The following is a 17,345-nucleotide window of genomic DNA, read 5'->3' as shown; positions in this document are numbered from 1 at the left end:
CCTCCCTGCGTATTGCCACCATCCATGATAGGGACAGACTGATAAAACATTCATTTTAAGAATCTGCCACCAACCCCTGTTTAATCAATGGTTCCTTTATTTTAGCACAGCATTGGATTGATTAAAATAGGACGAATGTCTTACATTAAATAGATAACATCTCATTTCTCGCCCTTATTATGAATAAAAGGGGCTGCTGCACGAAAGTTTCGTACAACAGCCCCTCTGTCTTAGTGACGCCATGGTGTCCGATTTTGGTAATCCCGTTTGATCTTCTTCACCGCCTGATCGTGGCGTTTCTGCTCCTCCTTCATTGCGCGGTCGTACTTTGCCTGATCGCCGTCGCGCTGAAACTCGAAGCGGATCTTGCGCACGTTCTCATCGTGAATGCGATCCTCTTCCTTCATGCGGAAGCTGTACTCGTTCGTCGCGCCGTCAATATACGCAAGCGGCTGATGAACGGGTGCCGCCTGTGCAGCGGGAGACGCCGCTGCAATGCCAAGCCCCAGAGCCGCAGCCATGACACCCGCGATATATTTCTTGTTCTTCATGAGCGTTCTCTCCTTTACTTCTTGTCTTATGTTCGGTACTACCCTAACGCTTTTTCGTTGGAGCGTATTTAAGAGCAGGTGAGGAATTCATTATTTCGCGAGCAGCACGGGGCAGTGCGCGTGTCGGCTGACATGGGTGGAGACGCTGCCGAACGCGATGCTCTCAAATGTCCCGAAGCCGCGTGAGCCCATGACGATGAGATGACTCTCCTCCTCTGCCGCAACGGCGACCGTGACCTCGCCGGGGTCCCCCTCCTCCACGCGTGTATGTGCGTGAACACTGCGCGGAATTTCGTGCATCAGCTCCGCGAGGAAGCGATATGCCGAGATCTTCAGCTCTGCGGGCAGATAGCCGCTCATGCTGACCTGCTCGAATGCGGAGACGTGTGCGTCATAGTCGATCACCATTAAGATCGTCAGCTCGGCATCTGCCGCACGCGCGAGCTCGATCGCCCACTCGACCGCGTGCATGGACGCCGGCGACCCGTCAATCGGAACGAGGATGCGGTCACAGACAATCGTCTGTGCCGGACGGCTTTGAATTTCAGAAATCAAGGATGTCGTATCCATCACACAGCCTCCTCCAGAGCGAGTTTCGCGCCTTTATGCGCGTGCTCTTCCGCCTCACGTTCCATGAGCTCCTTCTTTGCGCTGTAAAATTTCAGCGTGTAGAGGATACCGATCATGGCGATGTAGATGAGGAACGCACCAAATGTCGCGGCGTACCCCATGAAGTCCGCGCCGCGCGTGATGATGTCGCGCGTAAAGTGGAACTCCCACGTCAGCGGCCAGATATGCGAGACAGCGACCACCCAGTCGGAGAAGTGTCCGAGCGGCCCCGTCGTCCCACCGAAGATGAATCCGCCGGGGATGATGAGGATCATACGGCTCGCTGCAACACCGGGGTTCGCCGCCGTCCATCCCGTCAGTGTTGTCACCATGCCGAGGACAAAGACGTAGAAGATCTGAACAAAGACGAAGTTGACGAGATGCCCGGAGAAGATCAGATCCCCCCAGATACGCAGTACGGCAAGCCCGACTGCGAACGAAACGATGAGAAGAGCCCCGTACGGCAGTGTCCGCAGGATGAGATCCCACGGCGTGCCCGTGCGAAGAATCGTATCAAGCTCCCCCGTCAGGCGCAGACGTGGAATCATACCGATGGTCGCAAAGGTATAGAACATTGAACCGAAGAAGAAGAGGAAACCGAGCGCCATGGCGTTGCTCGTCGATGCATTCGGACTGAAAAGGTTTCGGTCGGCAATCTGTATGCCGCCGTCAATGCCGTCGTTCGTGCTGCCCGTGTCCCCATTCGCGGCGGCGTTGTCAAGCACGGCAAGCTCGTTCAGCGCTTCCTTGATCTCAGCGGTCTGTGCCACATTCGTATTGTCGTAGAAGACACCGATGTGGTTCTCCGTGCCCGTGAAGCGATCCTTCTCGATTCCCTGCGGAAAGAAGATAACGGCAACCGCCTGATCGCGGTAGAGGAAGCTCTCGGGATCGGCGGGCGTGTTGACAATCGCCGTGACCTCCATATACTCAGACGCGTCGATCCTCGTCGCCAGTTCCCGTGTATAGACGGAGTTGTCGAGGTCGATGATGACGACGGGCGCATCCTTCGAGTAGTTACCCGCGAGCATGACGGAGAGCAGGAGGGAGACCACCATCGCGACCATGATCGAAACTTTCTCGTACGGCATTCCCTGGCCTGAGAAAAGGTAACGTATTTCAGCTTTGAGTGAATTCACGCTCATTCACCCCAATCGTCATGCCCGGGATAACGCCCTCGGTCGGATCGATGTAGATACGGATCTGGAACGAGGAGAGATCCGCCTGACTCTTTTCGCGCGTCATCTTGAGGTCGGCAAAGCCCGCCGCCTTCGTCACAAGGCGCACAGTGCCCGTCACGCTGCGGTCACCCGCGACGGTTTTGCCCGTAATGCGTGCGCCCTCTTTGAGGTTCTGCACCTGCTCCTCGCTGACATAGATATCATAGTAGCTGCGGCTGCTCTCAAGGAGCACGACGGGACGCGACGGCGATACCATCTCGCCCTCCTTCGCGAGCAGCTTCAGGACTTTTCCATCTTCGGGCGCACGAAGAACGAGGCGTTCCCGCGCCACTTCCAGCTCTTTTTTCTGCACGAGGAGCGCATCGCGCTGCGCCTCGCGCACAAGACGCCCGCTCACGGAGTCGAACGACATCTTCACCTGCTCCGCCGTCAGAATGCCTTCCTTCTGCCGCACGGCAAGCACAACGGCATCGTTGCCCGTATACATGAGCACAAGCCCTGCGATGATAAAGAGCGCGATGAATACAATCCCGACGCGTTTTGCTTTCTTCTTCGGATCCATATATCCCCCTTAAAAAAAAGCGCCGCACCCATGAGGTGCGACGCTGAAGGAATCACGGATAAAAATCAGTGATTCCTCAGATCTCCCTTTACTCCGCTGTGAACGGAAGAAGCGCAATGTTGCGCGCGCGCTTGATCGCCAGCGTCACCTGACGCTGATGCTTCGCGCAGTTGCCGGAAATGCGGCGCGGCAGAATCTTGCCACGCTCCGTCGTGAAGCGGCGCAGCTTTGCGGCATCCTTGTAGTCGATATGATCCACCTTGTCCACGCAGAACGAGCAGACCTTACGACGAGGCTTGCGACCTCGATCTCGTTTCATCATTTCGCTGTCCCTCCTTATTACGGGATGTGCTGAGCGTTCGCGCTCAGAATGGAATGTCGTCGTCAGGAATTACGGGCCCCATCATGCCCGGAGCGCCGCCGCCCGCAGCGGGCGCGGTACTGCTGCCCATTGGCGCGTTATAGCCGCCCGATGAGCCTCCGGCATTCTTCGAATCGAGAAACTCCACATTGTCCGCCACAACGTCCGTCGCGTACTTGCGCTGTCCGTCATTGCCGTCGTAGCTGCGCACCTGAATGCGCCCCTCGACGCCGACACGGCGCCCCTTCGTCAGATTGTTTCCGCAGATCTCGGCAAGTTTTTCCCAGCAGGTGACGGGAATGAAGTCCGCCGTCTGCTGCCCTTCCTGCTGCGCGGCCCGCGAAAAGCGCCGATCCACCGCGATCGTGAAGCGGCAGAACGCCTTTCCGCTCTGTGTGTAGCGAATCTCAGGGTCGCGTGCAAGGCGACCGATCAATATGACTCTGTTCATGGATTTCTCTCTCCTGCATGGATTCCCGTCAGTCGATTACTCCTCGACGCCGTCCGCGCGGACGATCATGTGCTTCAAAAGCTCGTCCGTGATCTTCATCACGCGGTCGCACTCAGCGACGCAGGCGGGCTCTGCATTGACGTACAGCAGAACGTAGTATCCTTCACTGTTGTCCTTGATCTCATAGGCGAGGCGCTTCTTGCCCCAGCGGTCCTCTTTCTCAATCTTACCGCCGTTTGCCTGAATGAGCTTTGTGAACTTCTCGATGACGGCGTTTGTCGCTTCTTCCTCCATCGGCTTCACAATAAATATGACTTCGTACAATCTCACGAAATCACCTCCTCTTCGGTCTGTGGCCATCACTTGACGTGTGGCAGAGTTATTCTTTGCGAGCGCGCACGAATAGACGCTCACGCGACAGGGGTTAGTATAACATGTTTGAACGTCACACGCAAGACTTTTGTTTCACTTGCGGGCAATCTATGATATACTTCTTTATATTTATCAGACGCAGGAGGGAATCATTGTGCGTATCGTAATTGCGGGAGCGGGGAGGCTTGGCTACAGCATTGCCGCGCTGCTCTCAGAGGAGGGCATGGATGTCGTCGTGGTGGACGGCGAGGAAAGCCAGCTCGAGGCGGCAAAGACGACGCTCGACGTGCTGACGATCGAGGCGAATATCGCCAGCCCGCTCACGATGAACGATCCCGATATCAGGAGCGCGGACATCCTCATCGCCGTCACAGACAGCGACGAGGTGAACATTGTCGCCTGTGTGCTCGCAAAGAAGCACGGCATCACGCATACGATTGCACGCATCCGCGACATGGGCTTTACCGTGGAGGCAGGCAGATACCTCAAGGAAAATTTTGATATCGACCTTGTACTCAATCCGGAGCTCATCACGGCAAATGAAATCAACCGCATCCTCATGACGCCCGCCGCGCTCAACGTGGAGGATTTCGCGCAGGGTAAGGTGCGCCTCTTCGAGACGCGCATCCGCCGCCGCTCGGTCATCGCTCGCAAGCCGCTCAAGGAGCTGAAACTCCCGCACGGCGTGCTCGCAGGGCTGATCTTCCGTGATCACCGCATGATTATCCCGCACGGCGACGATATGTTCCTCCCCGGGGACAATGCCTACTTCATCGGTCTGCCCGACCGCATCGAAGAGTTCAGTCAGAGCCTCGTACCGAGCGACACGCACAAATTGAAACGTGCCGCCATCATCGGCGCAGGACGAACGGGGCGTGGGCTCGCTCTCCTCCTCGAACAGCAGGGCGTGCAGGTAAAGGTCATCGACCGGGACCGCGAACGCTGCGAGTTGCTCGCGGAAAAGCTGACGGCGGGACTCGCGATCTGCGGGGACGGCACAGACATCGACCTGCTGACGGAGGAGGGTGTCGCAGAGGCGGATGTCATCGTCTGCCTGACGGAGGATGACAAGCTGAACCTGATGCTTGCCCTCCTCGCGCGCCACCTCTCGGACAATAAGATCAAGACGGTCGTGCGCGTCGACCGCAATGAGTACATCGATCTCATGGAGAAGGTCGGCGTCAACATCGCGCTTTCGGCGCGTTTGCTCTCGGCGAGCGAGGTGCTTGCCTACGCGCGCGGCGGCGATGTGACGCGCGTGACTCTCCTTGAGGGAGCCCGTGCGGAGGCGCTCGAGGTGATTGTCAGTTCCGGCGCTTCCGTTGTCGGAAAGAAATTGATGAATGCGAATCTCCCGCGTGAATGCCTCGTCTGTGCCTATGTACGCAACGAGGAGGCAGCGATCCCGAACGGCATGACGGAGCTCCTGCCGGGTGACCGCGTGATCCTTTTCGTCCTTAAGAGTTTCGCGAAAAAGGCGCTTGCCTATTTTGGAGACGACTGATGCGTTTCGATTTGTTCTGGGTGCTCATGGGACGTACGGCATATGTCTTTGCGCCGATCTACCTCATCCCGTTCGGCTATGGCTTTGTGCTCGGCGATCCGCTTGCGGGATCGTTTCTCGCGCTCGGCGTTCTGACCGCGATCCTCGGCATGGTGTTCGGCAATATGGGGCGCAGCCATATGCGTCAGCTCTCGGTCGAGGAGGGGACGCTCTTCCTCCTTTCCGTCTGGTTCCTGCTCGCTGTGCTCGGCATGCTGCCGTTTCATCTGGCGGGGCTGCACCTCTCGCCCGTGGACACGTTCTTCGAGTGCATCTCCGCGCTCACGACAACGGGCATGACGGCGCTCAACGAGACGCTTCCGCCCTCACTCATCCTTTGGCGTGCACTGATGAGCTGGTTCGGTGGTCTACTCTTCATCGTAATCCTCGTATCGGTGCTGCCCGTCGTGAGCGGCTGTTTCGGCGTTGACTTCACCGTACGGCAGGAACGACTCTTCAGTCCGCTCTGGAACCGAATGATGCGCCCCATGTGCGAGATGACACTGATCTACATTGCAATCACAGTCATCGCTGTCATCATCTACCTCGCGGCGGGCGATGAGATTTTTCCCGCGCTCATCCTCGCGCTCTTTACCATCTCCTCGGGCGCGGGTCCGGTTACCGGCGGACTTCCTCCCACTCCGCTGCTCATGCTGGGCAGCGGTCTCGTCGCCCTGCTCTCGGCGCTGCCGCTCCTCACACTCTGGCAGATGCTGCACCGCAGGTCGAACACCGAACTCACACAGCATATGGAGCTGCGCTCCTTTTTCGCGCTCTTTCTCTGTGCGGGAACATTGCTTTCAATTCTGCCCATATTACACGGTACGCAGACGATTGCGCGTGCCGTCAGCTACGGTTTCTTCTACGCCATTTCCTTTCTTTCGACGAACGGGCTCATGTTGCAGGAGGAAATCTCGTTTCATAGTGGCTCCGAACTGCTGCTCATCCTGCTCGCCGTCATCGGCGGCTGCATGGGTTCTTCGGCGGGCGGTTTCCGCATATCGCGCGTGCTCGTCCTCATCTCACTTTCGTGGACGGAACTGCTGCGGACACTGCATCCGCGCATGGTGTTTGCCGTGCGGCAGGGCGGTGGAATTGTACCTCTGCACTCTGCGGGGCGCATTCTCGTGCTTGCATTCATCTCCGCGACGGTCTTTTCCATCAGCAGCCTTTTCATCGCCCTCGCCGGACTCAGCCCCATCGAAACGATCACTCTGACGGTCTCCTGCCTGACGACAACGGGCGGCGTCGCCTCGCTCGCAGATCTGGATACGGTCACGAGCCTGCCCATCTGGACGAAGCTCCTCTGCGCTCTCCTCATGATCCTCGGGCGCATCGAGATCTTTGCTTTCTTTCTCTTCATCGGCTCCCTCCTCGAAGACACGGGACACAGGTGGTAGAACGCTATGAATATCTACACCGTCAACTACATTCTCTCGCGCCTCTCATTCGCAATGGCGGCGGCGCTTGTGATCCCGCTCATTCTTGCAGTCGCAGGCGACGAGCCGACCCGTGAGGCGTTCACGCTGTCCGTACTCGTCAGCGCATTTGTCGGCGTCGGCTTCCGCCGCTACGGAAAGCCTGCCGAGGAGCTGACGGCGCGCGAGGGCATCGCCATCACGGCGTTCGGTTGGTTCACGGGGACGTTTCTCGGTATGCTCCCCTACCTGCTCGGCAATTATCTCGGCTTTCTCGACGCGCTCTTTGAAAGCATCTCCGGTTTCACGGGAACGGGGGCAACGGTCTTTGCCTCGCTCGGCTCCCTCCCCTACAGCCTCCTCTTCTGGCGCATGATGACGGCGTGGATTGGGGGCCTCGGTATCATCGTGATCTTTATCGCGCTCCTGCCGCAGTCCGGCGCAAGTACCATCTATATGTATAACGCCGAGGGGGCGGGCCCGACGATGGATCGCGTCATGCCGCGCCTGCGCGATATGACGATGGCACTCTTCAAGATTTACCTCATATTTACGACGTTTACAACAGCGATCTTCATGCTCTGCGGCGTGGACTTCAGCATCGCCCTCACACACGCAATGTCGACGATTGGAACGTGCGGTTTTTCGACATACGACGACAGCACAATGCACTTTCACAGTCTGCCGTTCGAACTGTGGACTGCCCTCTTCATGTTCCTTGCAGGCGGCAGCTTCTCCCTCTACTACCGTGCGTGGGTCAAGGGCCCGTCCGTCATTCTGCGGAATACGGAGTTCCGCACCTATCTCTGCATGATCCTCGTTGCCATGCTGCTCGTCGCTCTCAACCTCATCATTGAGATGGGGATGGATTTCGCGACAGCTGTACGCTTCGTCATATTTCAGGTGACATCGCTCTCCACGACAGGCTTTGTATCGGCAGACTTTGAAACGTGGCCGACATTCTCGAAACTCCTCCTGCTCCTCCTCATGGCGATCGGCGGCTGTGCAGGATCGACGGCAAGCGGCATCAAAGTTGCGCGCATCATCCTTCTCGTACGCAATGCACGCGCTGTCATCCTCCAGAAGCTGAACCCGTATCGCGTTGTCGACATCTCGCTTGGCGGCGCACATGTGGACAGTGCGATGCTCCTGCGCGTAGGGACGTTCTTCTTCCTCTACTTCGCGATCATCTTCGTGACCGCGTTCCTCCTCACGATGGACGGTCTGCTCCCGTTCGACGCGATCGCCGTCGCCATCACAACCATCGGCAACATCGGCCCCGCGTTTGGCATCGTAAGCGCGACCTCCACCTATGCGCCGCTCTCCGACTTTGTAAAGGCGGTGCTCTGTATCTCCATGCTGCTCGGCCGCCTTGAAATATTCACCCTGCTGATCCTCCTGCGCCCCTCGTTCTGGCGCAAGACGAAGCGGTGGTAATAACGGCGCACAAAATTTCCGGGGGTTGTTGCACTTAGGGAATCACTGATAAATTCAGCACCGCCATCTTAGCACATCTTTTTTGTCCGCTTTTCGTTAGCAAATCCTCCACATAGCTTTGGCTATGCGTCCGGTTTGCTGCCTCAATCGGACGAAAAAATCTGCGCCAATCTGACGGACTTCATTTTATCAGTGGTTCCTTAGATTGTAAACTCAAGAAGAAAAAGTTGCACTTGACTTGACAATTCGCCAGCAAAAAGCCGCCCGTTGCCGGGCGGCTCTCCGATAATAGTAATTTGGCAGGCGTCCAGTTCTCCTGCATCTACTCGGGTTTCCCCTGTCGTGCCATCGGCGTGTGGGCTGGACGAAATCTCCCACCTCAAATTACTATTAATACATCTTTATTTTATACTTCTCCCTCTCTTTTGTAAAGGATTTTCTTATTGCGAAGAAGTCGCCTCCACTCGCTGTCACGTATGTGTAAGAACGTGATGATTGCATTCTTGCGTCCTTCCGGATCCTTGCTGGTCTGCAACCGTAAAATCAACTTGCATTTCTTCCCGTTATGCGAAATCTCTTTCAGCACCTCTGCCGTATACGGTTTACTCTCCAAAATATAGTCCGGCTTCTGCAGAATCTCTGCAAAATACTTCCTATAGTCATCGAAATCACTTGGATGCCTTGCGCGAATATGCTCGATTCGCTCACTTGTAATAATAACATCATCGGTGGCAACATCAGGAGCTACAACACGATATAGGGCAAGGTCTATTTTGCAAATGGCATGTATCACAAGGTGCCTCCAGATAGAGTTTTGCCCATTACATCATTGTGATGATCGTTTTCTGCATTTCTATTTTCTCCGCCGCAGTTCTTCAAGGCGTGCGAGTGTGTCGCTGTCGATTCGCTCGTGCAGTTCGCTGCGCGCAAGCGGCTGAATGTGCGGATTCATGTACTCCGCCTTCATCAGCTTCTTCGCCTTTTTCACGGAGCGGCGCAGCTCGGGCGAGGTGATGCGGTAGGCGCCCGCGCCGAGGATGACGCTCTGCTCCGCGCCGTCGGAGGTAACGACATGCACCTCGCGTCCCGCGCGCACCGCCGTATAGGCAAGGCGCTCGATACAGCTGTCCGCCGTCTCCCCCGCCCCCGTGTAAATGACCTTCATCCGATCCGTGATCTGCAGCTCGTGCTCCTCGTCCTCGGTAAAAAACGCATCGAACACGACGGTCATCTCGTAGTTCTCGAAGGCACCGTACTCTGTGAGGATGTGGACGAGGACATCACGCGCCTCGTCGAGATTGCTGCGCAGGCGCATGAGCTCCGGCCATGCGTTGATAACGTTGTAGCCGTCGATGAGGTAGTACTCGCTCTCGCGCTGCCTAGCCATGCTGCACCGCAGCCTTTGCCGTGCGCTGGCGCAATGCTTCGTACATGAGGATTGCACCCGCGACCGAGGCGTTGAGCGAGTTGATCTTTCCGTGCATCGGCAGGCGCACGGTGAAGTCGCAGAGGTCGCGCGTGAGGCGGCTCATGCCGCGCCCCTCGCTGCCGATCACGAGCACGAGCGCACCCGTGAGGTTTGCACGGTCATACATCTCCTCGCCCGCCATATCCGTGCCTGCAATCCAAAAGCCCTGCTCCTTCAGCGCGCGCATGGTCTGCGCAATGTTGCCGATGCGCGCGACGGGTACGTATTCGAGTGCTCCCGCCGAGACGCGCGCGACGGTCTCCGTGAGCGGTACACTGTGACGTCGCGGCAGGAGAATGCCGTGCACGCCCGCGGCGTCCGCCGTTCGGAGGAGAGCACCTAGGTTTTGCGGATCCTCGATGCCGTCCAAGAGGAGCAGCAGAGGATCCTCGCCGCGCTCCCGCGCCGACGCGATAATCTCCTCGACAGCGACATAGGCGACGGGCGCGACGTAGGCAAGTGCCCCCTGATGACGCACGCCCTCGGGCACGGCGGCGTCCAGCTTTGCACGCCCCACAACATCTACCGTAATGCCGTGCTCGCGCGCAAGATCGCGCAGCTCATGCACGGAGTTTCCGTGCAGTCCGTCCGCGAGCAGGATGCGGTTGATGCCGCGCCCCGCCTTGATTGCCTCGACAATCGCGTGGCGTCCGGCAAGAATATGGGCGGGCTGTTCTGCTGTGCGCGCTTCCGCATGTTTTGCAAGGTTCTTCTCAGCGTGTTTTTCTCTGCGCTTTTCCGTGCGCTGTTCTTTCGCTTTCATTGCGCGCCCCCTACATCATCCGCGCGGGATAAAGCGCTCAAGCCATGATTCCTCGGCAACAATGAGATCACGCATGCGGAGCATCATCTCCTTGATCTCCCACTGTGCACCGGGTGTCCGTACGCGTTTCTCATACACATCCATAAAGGAGCGCAGGTTGAGTGTCGTGACGAAATTCGTACACGCACCGCCCGGCAGGACAAAACGCGCATCCTGCTTTGCAACGCCCATCGCGAGCAGGTCGTCATACGCCGCCTGAATCTCGCGCATGCACGCCATATAACGTACATAGGCTTCATTGTTGTCGGCGATCGTCTGCGGGACGACGTGACCGAAGAGTCCGTCCGTCTGCTTCGCGGACTGCTCGGAAACGTAGCGCTGGCTCTGCACGCTCAGTGAAACGCCGATGCGGTGGCGGCTGTACTGCGCGAGCAGCGTGCGCGAAACATCCTTGACAGCGAAGGTCATGGTGCAGTGCTCCACCACCGAAAGATGCTTGCTCGTCATGATGCGTTCGAGGAGGCGCAACATCTCTTCATCCGTCTTTTCCTGTGCAAGAAGTTCGATCGGCGAGTCCGCACTGTAGCATGTCCGTGCCGCCGTCCAGCATGTCTTTAGATAGTTCGGTGTCTTTGCAATCAGTTTAATTTCCATGCGTTTGCTCCTGCTGATTCATCATCTCTTTGGCGATGATCTGAAATGCCGCCTCCGCGATCTCCTCAAGGCGCTCGTGCTCCTTACGTATGTAAAGGCTCCCGAGCAGCGCCTCGAAGCCCGTGCTCGTATGATAGTCCGCGACGGACGCGCTGCGCGGTGCGTGGCTCTTTGTATTGCGCGCGCGCCGATAGATCGTCTGCTCCTCCTCCGTGAGCATATCCGAAATGGCGCGATAGGCATGCGCCTGCCAGAGTGCCGAAACGATCTGCGCACTGAACGAATGAAGTGCCTGCACCTGTGCCTGTTCGTAGGAGAGGAGGCGCATGCGCACGTAGAGGTGAAAGTAGGCGTCACCCACATAGGCGAGAACGAGCGGATGTATATGCGTCGCATCCACATGCTCATAGCGTGTGCGGATATTACCCGCTGCATCGGGCAGGAACATCATGCGCACGAGATGCTGAAAGCGTTCAAACTTCATGTGCGCTCAAGCCCTTTTCCAGCGTACGCCCGTCGGCGTATCCTCGATAATGACGCCCGCCTCCTTGAGCCCGTCGCGAATCCTGTCCGCGACCGCCCAGTTCTTCGCTGCACGCGCCTCCTGACGAATGCCAATGATGAGCTCCATGAGGGCATCGGCAAGCCCATCGTCTGCCTGCGTCTCCTCCTGCTCAAAGATGCCGATGATCGCCGCCATCGCGTGATAGTCATCCGCCGCCTTCTTAAAGTTTGCCGCATCGAATGCAACGCCGCGCTCGATCTCCTGATGGTAGCGGTTGATCTCCTTCGCAAGTCCGAACATCTGGCTGATCGCAAGCGCCGTGTTGAAATCGTCGTCCATTGCTGCGTCGAAGTCACGCAGGAATGTCTCAGCCTGCACCGCCAGCTCTGCCGCCGTGTCCGATGTCCCCTCGCGCTGTGAGAGCTCTGCAATGACCGTGTTCGCATTCCGAAGACGATCCAGTGCCGTCTGCGCCTCATGCAGACGCTCGTCACTGAAGTCGAGCGGGCTGCGGTAGTGGGTCTGGAGGATGAAGAAGCGGATGACCTCGCCCGGGAATTCCTTGAGGATGTCCTTGACCGTAAAGAAGTTGTTCTTCGACTTCGACATCTTCTCGTTGTCGATCGTAATAAAGCCGTTGTGCAACCAATAGCGCGCAAATTTCTCATCGCCGTCAATGCACGGCTCCGCCTGCGCAATCTCATTCTCGTGGTGCGGGAAGATGAGGTCGTTGCCGCCGCCGTGGAAGTCGAAGGCATCACCGAGGTATTTCACGGACATCGCCGAGCACTCGATGTGCCAGCCGGGACGCCCCTGCCCCCACGGGCTCTCCCATGAGGGTTCACCGGGCTTTGCCGCCTTCCAGAGGGCGAAGTCCATCGGGTGCTCCTTCGTTTCGTTGACCTCGACGCGCGCACCTGCCTCCATATCATCGAGGCTGCGCCCACTGAGGCGACCGTAATGCGCGAACGCCTCCACGCGATAGTAGACATCGCCCGCCTCCGTCACATACGCATAGCCGCGCGCAATCAGTGTCTCGATCATGCGGATGATGTCCTCCATCGTCTCGGAGACGCGCGGGAACACATCGGCACGGCGTACATTGAGCGCGTCCATCGCCTTGAAATATGCGGCGATGTAGCGATCAGAGATCTCCTTCCACGTCACGCCTTCGCGATTCGCGGCATGGATGATCTTATCGTCCACATCCGTAAAGTTCTGGATATAGCGTACCTTGTACCCTTTGCGTGCAAGATAGCGGCGGATGACATCCCATGTGACAAAGGGGCGCGCGTTCCCGATGTGCGGATCGTTGTACGGCGTCACGCCGCAACAGTAGATGCTGACTTCGCCCGCATGCAGCGGATGAAACGCTTCCTTTTTTCGCGTCATTGTATTGTATACGGTAAGCATGATAACTCTCCTCTATTTTCGTTCTTCCAGTTCGGAGAGGCGCGCTTTCAGCACCTCGATCTCCTGCCGCATCTGCTCGATTATCTCCGCCTCGGGATCGGGCAGCATGTCGTGATCAAGATCGACATCCAGCTCGCTTGCGATCTCCTCCGCGCTCTCCTCGCATTCAAGCGAAAGTTCCCGTGCTCTGAGAAAATCCTCCTCCGTACGAACGCGCTGTCCGTTCATCATGACAATCCGCCCCGGGATGCCGACGACGGTCGCATGTGCCGGCACGGGCTTCAGCACGACAGAGCCTGCGCCGATTTTCGCATGGTCGCCCACGGTGAACGAGCCGAGCACCTTCGCGCCCGAGGCGACAACGACATTGCTGCCGAGTGTCGGATGGCGCTTGCCCTTCTCCTTGCCCGTGCCGCCGAGTGTCACGCCCTGATAGAGCGTAACATTTTTGCCAAGCTCCGCTGTCTCGCCGATGACAATGCCCGTGCCGTGGTCGATGAAGAGCCCCTCGCCGATCTTTGCCCCGGGGTGGATCTCAATGCCCGTCAGAAATCGTCCGAAGTTGGAGATCAGGCGCGGGAGGAGCACCCAGCCGCGCACATAGAGTGCGTGCGATATACGATGAAGCCAGATGGCATGCAGACCGCCGTAACAGAGCAAGACCTCGATCGTGCTCCGCGCCGCAGGGTCACGCTCAAAGATAACGCGAATATCACGTTTGATCCTCGCGAACATAACAGCTTCCTCTCCACAGTACACAGCAACAAAAGAAATGCGCCTGCGCCTCTTCAGAGACGCCGACGCGCAGATCGCCTTTGGGAAGCACTGATAAATTCAGCACTGCCATCTTGATGCATCTGTTTTCGCCCTGCCTGTGTCGACAAATCCTCCACATAGCCTTTGCTATGCGTCCGGTTTGTCTCCTTGGCAGGACAAAAAATCCGCACCAATCTGACAGACTTCATTTTATCAGCGATTCCTTTGATTTCTTCTTTATTGTAACAAAAAAACACCCGCTAGACAAATTTTTTTATCTGCGGGTGTTTTCGTTGACACAAGAGTTACAGTCCCTCTTCGTTGCGGCCATGATGCGGCTGACTGCCGACAATCTGCATCGCGCGCATGGTTTCGGTCATCACCTCCACCTCATATTGGATCTCCATGCCCTCAACGCGGAGGAGCACGGCGCCCTTATGCGTGGAAACGTAGCGCGGCGGCAAATTGTTCAGCGCAATCATCATCATATCCGTACGACAACGATCGCACATACAGATCTCGGGATACTGCGGAGCCAGCCGATCCAGCATTCGTTCTACAGCATCCTCCATGTAGTTCTTAAACGGCAGGTATGGCATCACAGCGCTCCTTTCCGATGACGGTCAGCCGAGGCGAACGGTGTAGATCGTCCCTTTGCAGCTCTTTTCCTCAAGGCTCTTTTCCGAAGCGACGGTGTATTCAATCGTATTCGGCGAGCGCTTGCGGATATAGACACCGACCTCATCATCATCATTCACGTCATCTGCATCGATCATACAGCGCACCATACGCACCTCAGCCGCCTTCATATGCCCCTTCAGTGCACGCGGCTCCTGTGTATAGTAGAGCTCAAACTCATCCTCATCCGCATAGGTGAAGTACGTCCACACGCCATAGTCGACGTGCGCGTCGATGTCCACCTTAAAGCAGCCACGCTCGTTCAGACTGCCGAGGAAGTACGGGAAGAGGAGCTCATCATGCTCATCCACGTTCTTGTTGATGATCTTGACATCCTTCCCGCCCTTGCGGCAGCGCAGGAGTCCAAACGCCACGCCCGTCTTGCCCGTACGCAGGCGATCGAATCCGTCATGGAGAATTTTTCGCTCCTTCTCTTCATTCTCCATACCGAGCGGGAGATAGAGGACGAAAGGCGCATCCTTGCGCTGCTGCATGGTCAATCCCTTTGTTGGATTCTCCGGCTTCTTCCCTCCGGCAACATCGGGCTTGTCCGTGGGACGTTCGGGAGTCATCTGGTGCATGGTATTGATCTGACGCGCGATATACTCATCGAAGAGCTTGCGTACCATGGGCGCCTTGCACGAGTTGCCGGCAAGGAAGATGTGCACCTGACGCACATTGCGTCCCTTGAACGCCGCAGCCATCGCCTGGAAGAAGTTCTCGACGCCGCGCCGAATGCGATCCTCAAGCGTACGTTCGAGCTTTCGCACGTCGATGTGCAGACGGATTTCTGCACGGTTGCCTGCATTTCCTGTCTTTTCCGAGGAGAACAAGGTGATCTTTGTATCGAAGCTGTCTCCCGCCGCGAACTCCTCATAGCCCTCACGGCGCTCCCAGAAGGGACGCAGGCGCTCGGCAAGGATCTTATTGTTCAGATGCGATGCCGCATCGCGTGTCTCACGCACAAGAGCCTCCGCACCCGCGAACGTCTCGCTCTCGGGCGGCAGGGCAAAGGTGATCTTGTGCAGGCGCATCTCCGCAAGATTGTCCTTGAACACATCATAGGCAAGCAGCTCAAGGATGTTTTCGCCGCCGAGATACATGTCGCTGCCAAAGCCGAACTGCTCGATGACAAACTTCCGCCGCCCGTTCTCCGGCACATATTCCACTCCGAAGTCAAAGTCTGTCGTGCCGCCGCCAAAGTCAAATACGCCATAGGCGACCTCCTCGCCCACGCGCTTCGGCTCGAGCCCATACGCCTCAAGTGCGCTGATTGCATACGCTGCCGGCTCGTTCGCACCATCGTACACACGGAACCGTCGCATCATCTCCGGATCATCGAGCAGTGCCTTCGGCAGCGTCTTTCTGAGACCGCGTTCAAAGCTCATGCGGATGTGTTCACGCAAGTTCTTCTCATAGCCCACGGGGAAGGACAGGATGTAGTCGAGGTAGATGTTGCGGTGCATGTTGTTGATGTAGAGGCCGAGATAGTACGCGTAGATCTCGATCGGATCGAAGCCGCCTGCATCGAGGGGCTGCGTCTCCGCGTACGGCTTGACCTCCTGAATGTAGCCGCGTCGGTCTTTTAGAATCGGCGAGTTCGCCGTGTCGCGCGTCCAGCGCTTGAGCTCGCTGAACACGGAGTAATAGACAGCAATGCCCTCCGTGGACTGCCGCTCGAAGATCGCATCCGCCGCCTGATGGGACGCAGTGACCTGCGCCCACTCTGTATAGGGGCGCCCCTCTCGCGCGCGGTAAAGTTGCTTGAACTTTTCGATGTCGATCAGCTCGATCGCCGTCGGGTTCTCGTAGTCCTGAATCGTCGGTTCGTTCTCGTAGTCTCCCTTGCCGATGCGCAGAAGACGCGCCTCACGATCACGGCAGACAACAACGGTGCTGCGCGTACCGAAGTCGATGGCGCAGGTGCCGTTCATGATAACGTCCAGCTGCGGTGGGCGGGCAACGAGGAAATCCGTCGACGGCAGTCGCAGGCACACGCTGTCCTCACGCCCCTCCTCCGTCAGCTCCTCATAGAGATCCCAGTGCCCCAAGCTCATATCCGTCAGGAGGCGCTCTGCATAGGGCTGAATGTTTGCACGTACGTGATCGGCATAGAGAAGCTGCTTTTTAAACGGTTCAATGGAGAAGTCCAGCGCCACGGAACCGGTGTTGATCGCCGTCTCGATCACGCCCTGGATGTCAAAGGTCATGCCAAAGATCGTCTCTTTGAAACGCCCGGCAACAACATCCTCGGCAAAGCGTTCATGATCGAAGAGCAGCTGATCCTCCTCAATGCGGATGTAGGAGCGAATCTTCGGATACTCCGCAACGAAACGGCGCAGCCGCTCCTCCTGCTCATGTGAAACATCCTCCGCATTGAACTCGTCTGCGATCCACTTCAAAAAGCTCTGTGCACCGCTCTTCTCCGTAGCGAGCGAGAACATATACTTCTTATTGACAATGGAAGCGGTCTCATCCTTGAGCGCAGCAATATCCCTTCCTATCTGCTGTCCAAAGCAAAACGAGCTCTCGTAAAAGAACTGCCGAAATGCATCCTTTTTCAAATGTAAGCTGCGCATAAGCACCGGACGTACCGCTGCCTGCATCTCTTTTCGCGCCATTC

General features: G+C 57.2%; 20 protein-coding genes. 3 read left to right on the top strand and 17 right to left on the bottom strand.

Annotation, left to right across the window (positions count from 1 at the left end; all coding sequences use genetic code 11):
- Positions 1-230: 230 nt before the first annotated feature.
- The 7 genes from HMPREF9081_RS06270 to rpsF form a co-directional block, all read right to left on the bottom strand.
- On the bottom strand, positions 231-551 hold the full coding sequence (locus HMPREF9081_RS06270; RefSeq protein ID WP_006306244.1) for a hypothetical protein: 321 nt from the start codon (positions 549-551) through the stop codon (positions 231-233).
- A gap of 90 nt (positions 552-641) precedes the next feature.
- Positions 642-1,121 (bottom strand): universal stress protein, encoded by a 480-nt coding sequence (locus HMPREF9081_RS06265; RefSeq protein ID WP_006306243.1) that lies wholly within the window; start codon positions 1,119-1,121, stop codon positions 642-644.
- Positions 1,121-2,251, bottom strand: coding sequence for an ABC transporter permease (locus HMPREF9081_RS06260; protein WP_006306234.1), 1,131 nt, complete (start codon positions 2,249-2,251; stop codon positions 1,121-1,123). The genes HMPREF9081_RS06265 and HMPREF9081_RS06260 overlap by 1 nt, the downstream gene beginning before the upstream one ends.
- A gap of 28 nt (positions 2,252-2,279) precedes the next feature.
- Positions 2,280-2,903, bottom strand: coding sequence for an HlyD family secretion protein (locus HMPREF9081_RS06255; RefSeq protein ID WP_006306233.1), 624 nt, complete (start codon positions 2,901-2,903; stop codon positions 2,280-2,282).
- 88 nt (positions 2,904-2,991) lie between these two features.
- Positions 2,992-3,225, bottom strand: a complete 234-nt coding sequence (rpsR, locus tag HMPREF9081_RS06250) for a 30S ribosomal protein S18 (protein WP_006306231.1) — start codon at positions 3,223-3,225, stop codon at positions 2,992-2,994.
- Between the two features lie 43 nt (positions 3,226-3,268).
- Positions 3,269-3,715, bottom strand: coding sequence for a single-stranded DNA-binding protein (locus tag HMPREF9081_RS06245; RefSeq protein WP_006306224.1), 447 nt, complete (start codon positions 3,713-3,715; stop codon positions 3,269-3,271).
- A gap of 36 nt (positions 3,716-3,751) precedes the next feature.
- The gene (gene rpsF / locus HMPREF9081_RS06240) at positions 3,752-4,045 is read right to left on the bottom strand and encodes a 30S ribosomal protein S6 (RefSeq protein ID WP_040394679.1); all 294 of its coding nucleotides are present in this window, start codon (positions 4,043-4,045) and stop codon (positions 3,752-3,754) included.
- Positions 4,046-4,241: 196 nt separating this feature from the next.
- Between rpsF and trkA the strand changes: the two genes are divergently transcribed.
- From trkA to HMPREF9081_RS06225, 3 genes are read left to right on the top strand one after another with little or no spacing between them, the layout of a single operon-like run.
- The gene (gene trkA, locus HMPREF9081_RS06235) at positions 4,242-5,591 is read left to right on the top strand and encodes a Trk system potassium transporter TrkA (RefSeq protein ID WP_040394677.1); all 1,350 of its coding nucleotides are present in this window, start codon (positions 4,242-4,244) and stop codon (positions 5,589-5,591) included.
- The gene (locus tag HMPREF9081_RS06230) at positions 5,591-7,030 is read left to right on the top strand and encodes a potassium transporter TrkG (protein ID WP_006306221.1); all 1,440 of its coding nucleotides are present in this window, start codon (positions 5,591-5,593) and stop codon (positions 7,028-7,030) included. Before trkA ends, HMPREF9081_RS06230 begins: the two co-directional genes overlap by 1 nt.
- 6 nt (positions 7,031-7,036) lie before the next feature.
- Positions 7,037-8,485, top strand: coding sequence for a TrkH family potassium uptake protein (locus HMPREF9081_RS06225; protein WP_006306220.1), 1,449 nt, complete (start codon positions 7,037-7,039; stop codon positions 8,483-8,485).
- A gap of 34 nt (positions 8,486-8,519) precedes the next feature.
- Here HMPREF9081_RS06225 and HMPREF9081_RS14465 read toward each other — a convergent pair whose 3' ends face one another.
- The 10 genes from HMPREF9081_RS14465 to HMPREF9081_RS06180 form a co-directional block, all read right to left on the bottom strand.
- A complete protein-coding gene (locus tag HMPREF9081_RS14465) occupies positions 8,520-8,633 on the bottom strand; it encodes a secretion protein HlyD (RefSeq protein WP_071778232.1) in 114 nt (37 codons plus the stop codon).
- Between the two features lie 258 nt (positions 8,634-8,891).
- Positions 8,892-9,278, bottom strand: a complete 387-nt coding sequence (locus HMPREF9081_RS06220) for a PBECR2 nuclease fold domain-containing protein (RefSeq protein WP_006306218.1) — start codon at positions 9,276-9,278, stop codon at positions 8,892-8,894.
- A gap of 60 nt (positions 9,279-9,338) precedes the next feature.
- Positions 9,339-9,872, bottom strand: a complete 534-nt coding sequence (locus tag HMPREF9081_RS06215) for an NYN domain-containing protein (protein WP_006306217.1) — start codon at positions 9,870-9,872, stop codon at positions 9,339-9,341.
- Positions 9,865-10,716 carry a 23S rRNA (guanosine(2251)-2'-O)-methyltransferase RlmB gene (gene rlmB, locus HMPREF9081_RS06210; protein WP_006306216.1) on the bottom strand — a complete coding sequence of 284 codons (852 nt, stop codon included), beginning with the start codon at positions 10,714-10,716 and terminating at the stop codon, positions 9,865-9,867. Before rlmB ends, HMPREF9081_RS06215 begins: the two co-directional genes overlap by 8 nt.
- A gap of 15 nt (positions 10,717-10,731) precedes the next feature.
- Positions 10,732-11,370, bottom strand: coding sequence for an FAD-dependent thymidylate synthase (gene thyX / locus HMPREF9081_RS06205; RefSeq protein WP_006306215.1), 639 nt, complete (start codon positions 11,368-11,370; stop codon positions 10,732-10,734).
- Entirely contained in the window at positions 11,360-11,854 is a 495-nt protein-coding gene (locus HMPREF9081_RS06200) for a Mini-ribonuclease 3 (protein ID WP_006306214.1), read from the bottom strand. The genes thyX and HMPREF9081_RS06200 overlap by 11 nt, the downstream gene beginning before the upstream one ends.
- Positions 11,855-11,860: 6 nt before the next feature.
- On the bottom strand, positions 11,861-13,288 hold the full coding sequence (gene cysS / locus HMPREF9081_RS06195) for a cysteine--tRNA ligase (RefSeq protein WP_006306213.1): 1,428 nt from the start codon (positions 13,286-13,288) through the stop codon (positions 11,861-11,863).
- A gap of 12 nt (positions 13,289-13,300) precedes the next feature.
- The gene (gene cysE, locus HMPREF9081_RS06190) at positions 13,301-14,023 is read right to left on the bottom strand and encodes a serine O-acetyltransferase (protein WP_006306212.1); all 723 of its coding nucleotides are present in this window, start codon (positions 14,021-14,023) and stop codon (positions 13,301-13,303) included.
- Between the two features lie 326 nt (positions 14,024-14,349).
- A complete protein-coding gene (locus HMPREF9081_RS06185) occupies positions 14,350-14,643 on the bottom strand; it encodes a late competence development ComFB family protein (RefSeq protein WP_006306211.1) in 294 nt (97 codons plus the stop codon).
- Between the two features lie 24 nt (positions 14,644-14,667).
- Entirely contained in the window at positions 14,668-17,343 is a 2,676-nt protein-coding gene (locus HMPREF9081_RS06180) for an acetate and sugar kinases/Hsc70/actin family protein (protein WP_006306210.1), read from the bottom strand.
- Positions 17,344-17,345: the final 2 nt, after the last annotated feature.

It is taken from the genome of Centipeda periodontii DSM 2778, assembly GCF_000213975.1.
In the GTDB taxonomy this organism is placed as follows: Bacteria; Bacillota; Negativicutes; order Selenomonadales; family Selenomonadaceae; genus Centipeda; species Centipeda periodontii.
The sequence above is the reverse complement of the archived record's forward strand: the minus strand, read 5'-3'. Positions and strand labels throughout refer to the sequence as shown.

Coding starts and splice junctions, on each gene's coding strand:
- rlmB (WP_006306216.1), bottom strand. CDS start 10,716: ATGAAAGCGAAAGAACAGCGCACGGAAAAGCGCAGAGAAAAACACGCT.
- HMPREF9081_RS06255 (WP_006306233.1), bottom strand. CDS start 2,903: ATGGATCCGAAGAAGAAAGCAAAACGCGTCGGGATTGTATTCATCGCG.
- HMPREF9081_RS06265 (WP_006306243.1), bottom strand. CDS start 1,121: ATGGATACGACATCCTTGATTTCTGAAATTCAAAGCCGTCCGGCACAG.
- HMPREF9081_RS06180 (WP_006306210.1), bottom strand. CDS start 17,343: ATGGCGCGAAAAGAGATGCAGGCAGCGGTACGTCCGGTGCTTATGCGC.
- HMPREF9081_RS06260 (WP_006306234.1), bottom strand. CDS start 2,251: ATGCCGTACGAGAAAGTTTCGATCATGGTCGCGATGGTGGTCTCCCTC.
- HMPREF9081_RS06215 (WP_006306217.1), bottom strand. CDS start 9,872: ATGGCTAGGCAGCGCGAGAGCGAGTACTACCTCATCGACGGCTACAAC.
- HMPREF9081_RS06245 (WP_006306224.1), bottom strand. CDS start 3,715: ATGAACAGAGTCATATTGATCGGTCGCCTTGCACGCGACCCTGAGATT.
- cysE (WP_006306212.1), bottom strand. CDS start 14,023: ATGTTCGCGAGGATCAAACGTGATATTCGCGTTATCTTTGAGCGTGAC.
- HMPREF9081_RS06230 (WP_006306221.1), top strand. CDS start 5,591: ATGCGTTTCGATTTGTTCTGGGTGCTCATGGGACGTACGGCATATGTC.
- thyX (WP_006306215.1), bottom strand. CDS start 11,370: ATGGAAATTAAACTGATTGCAAAGACACCGAACTATCTAAAGACATGC.
- cysS (WP_006306213.1), bottom strand. CDS start 13,288: ATGCTTACCGTATACAATACAATGACGCGAAAAAAGGAAGCGTTTCAT.
- rpsR (WP_006306231.1), bottom strand. CDS start 3,225: ATGATGAAACGAGATCGAGGTCGCAAGCCTCGTCGTAAGGTCTGCTCG.
- HMPREF9081_RS06200 (WP_006306214.1), bottom strand. CDS start 11,854: ATGAAGTTTGAACGCTTTCAGCATCTCGTGCGCATGATGTTCCTGCCC.
- HMPREF9081_RS06185 (WP_006306211.1), bottom strand. CDS start 14,643: ATGCCATACCTGCCGTTTAAGAACTACATGGAGGATGCTGTAGAACGA.
- HMPREF9081_RS06270 (WP_006306244.1), bottom strand. CDS start 551: ATGAAGAACAAGAAATATATCGCGGGTGTCATGGCTGCGGCTCTGGGG.
- HMPREF9081_RS06225 (WP_006306220.1), top strand. CDS start 7,037: ATGAATATCTACACCGTCAACTACATTCTCTCGCGCCTCTCATTCGCA.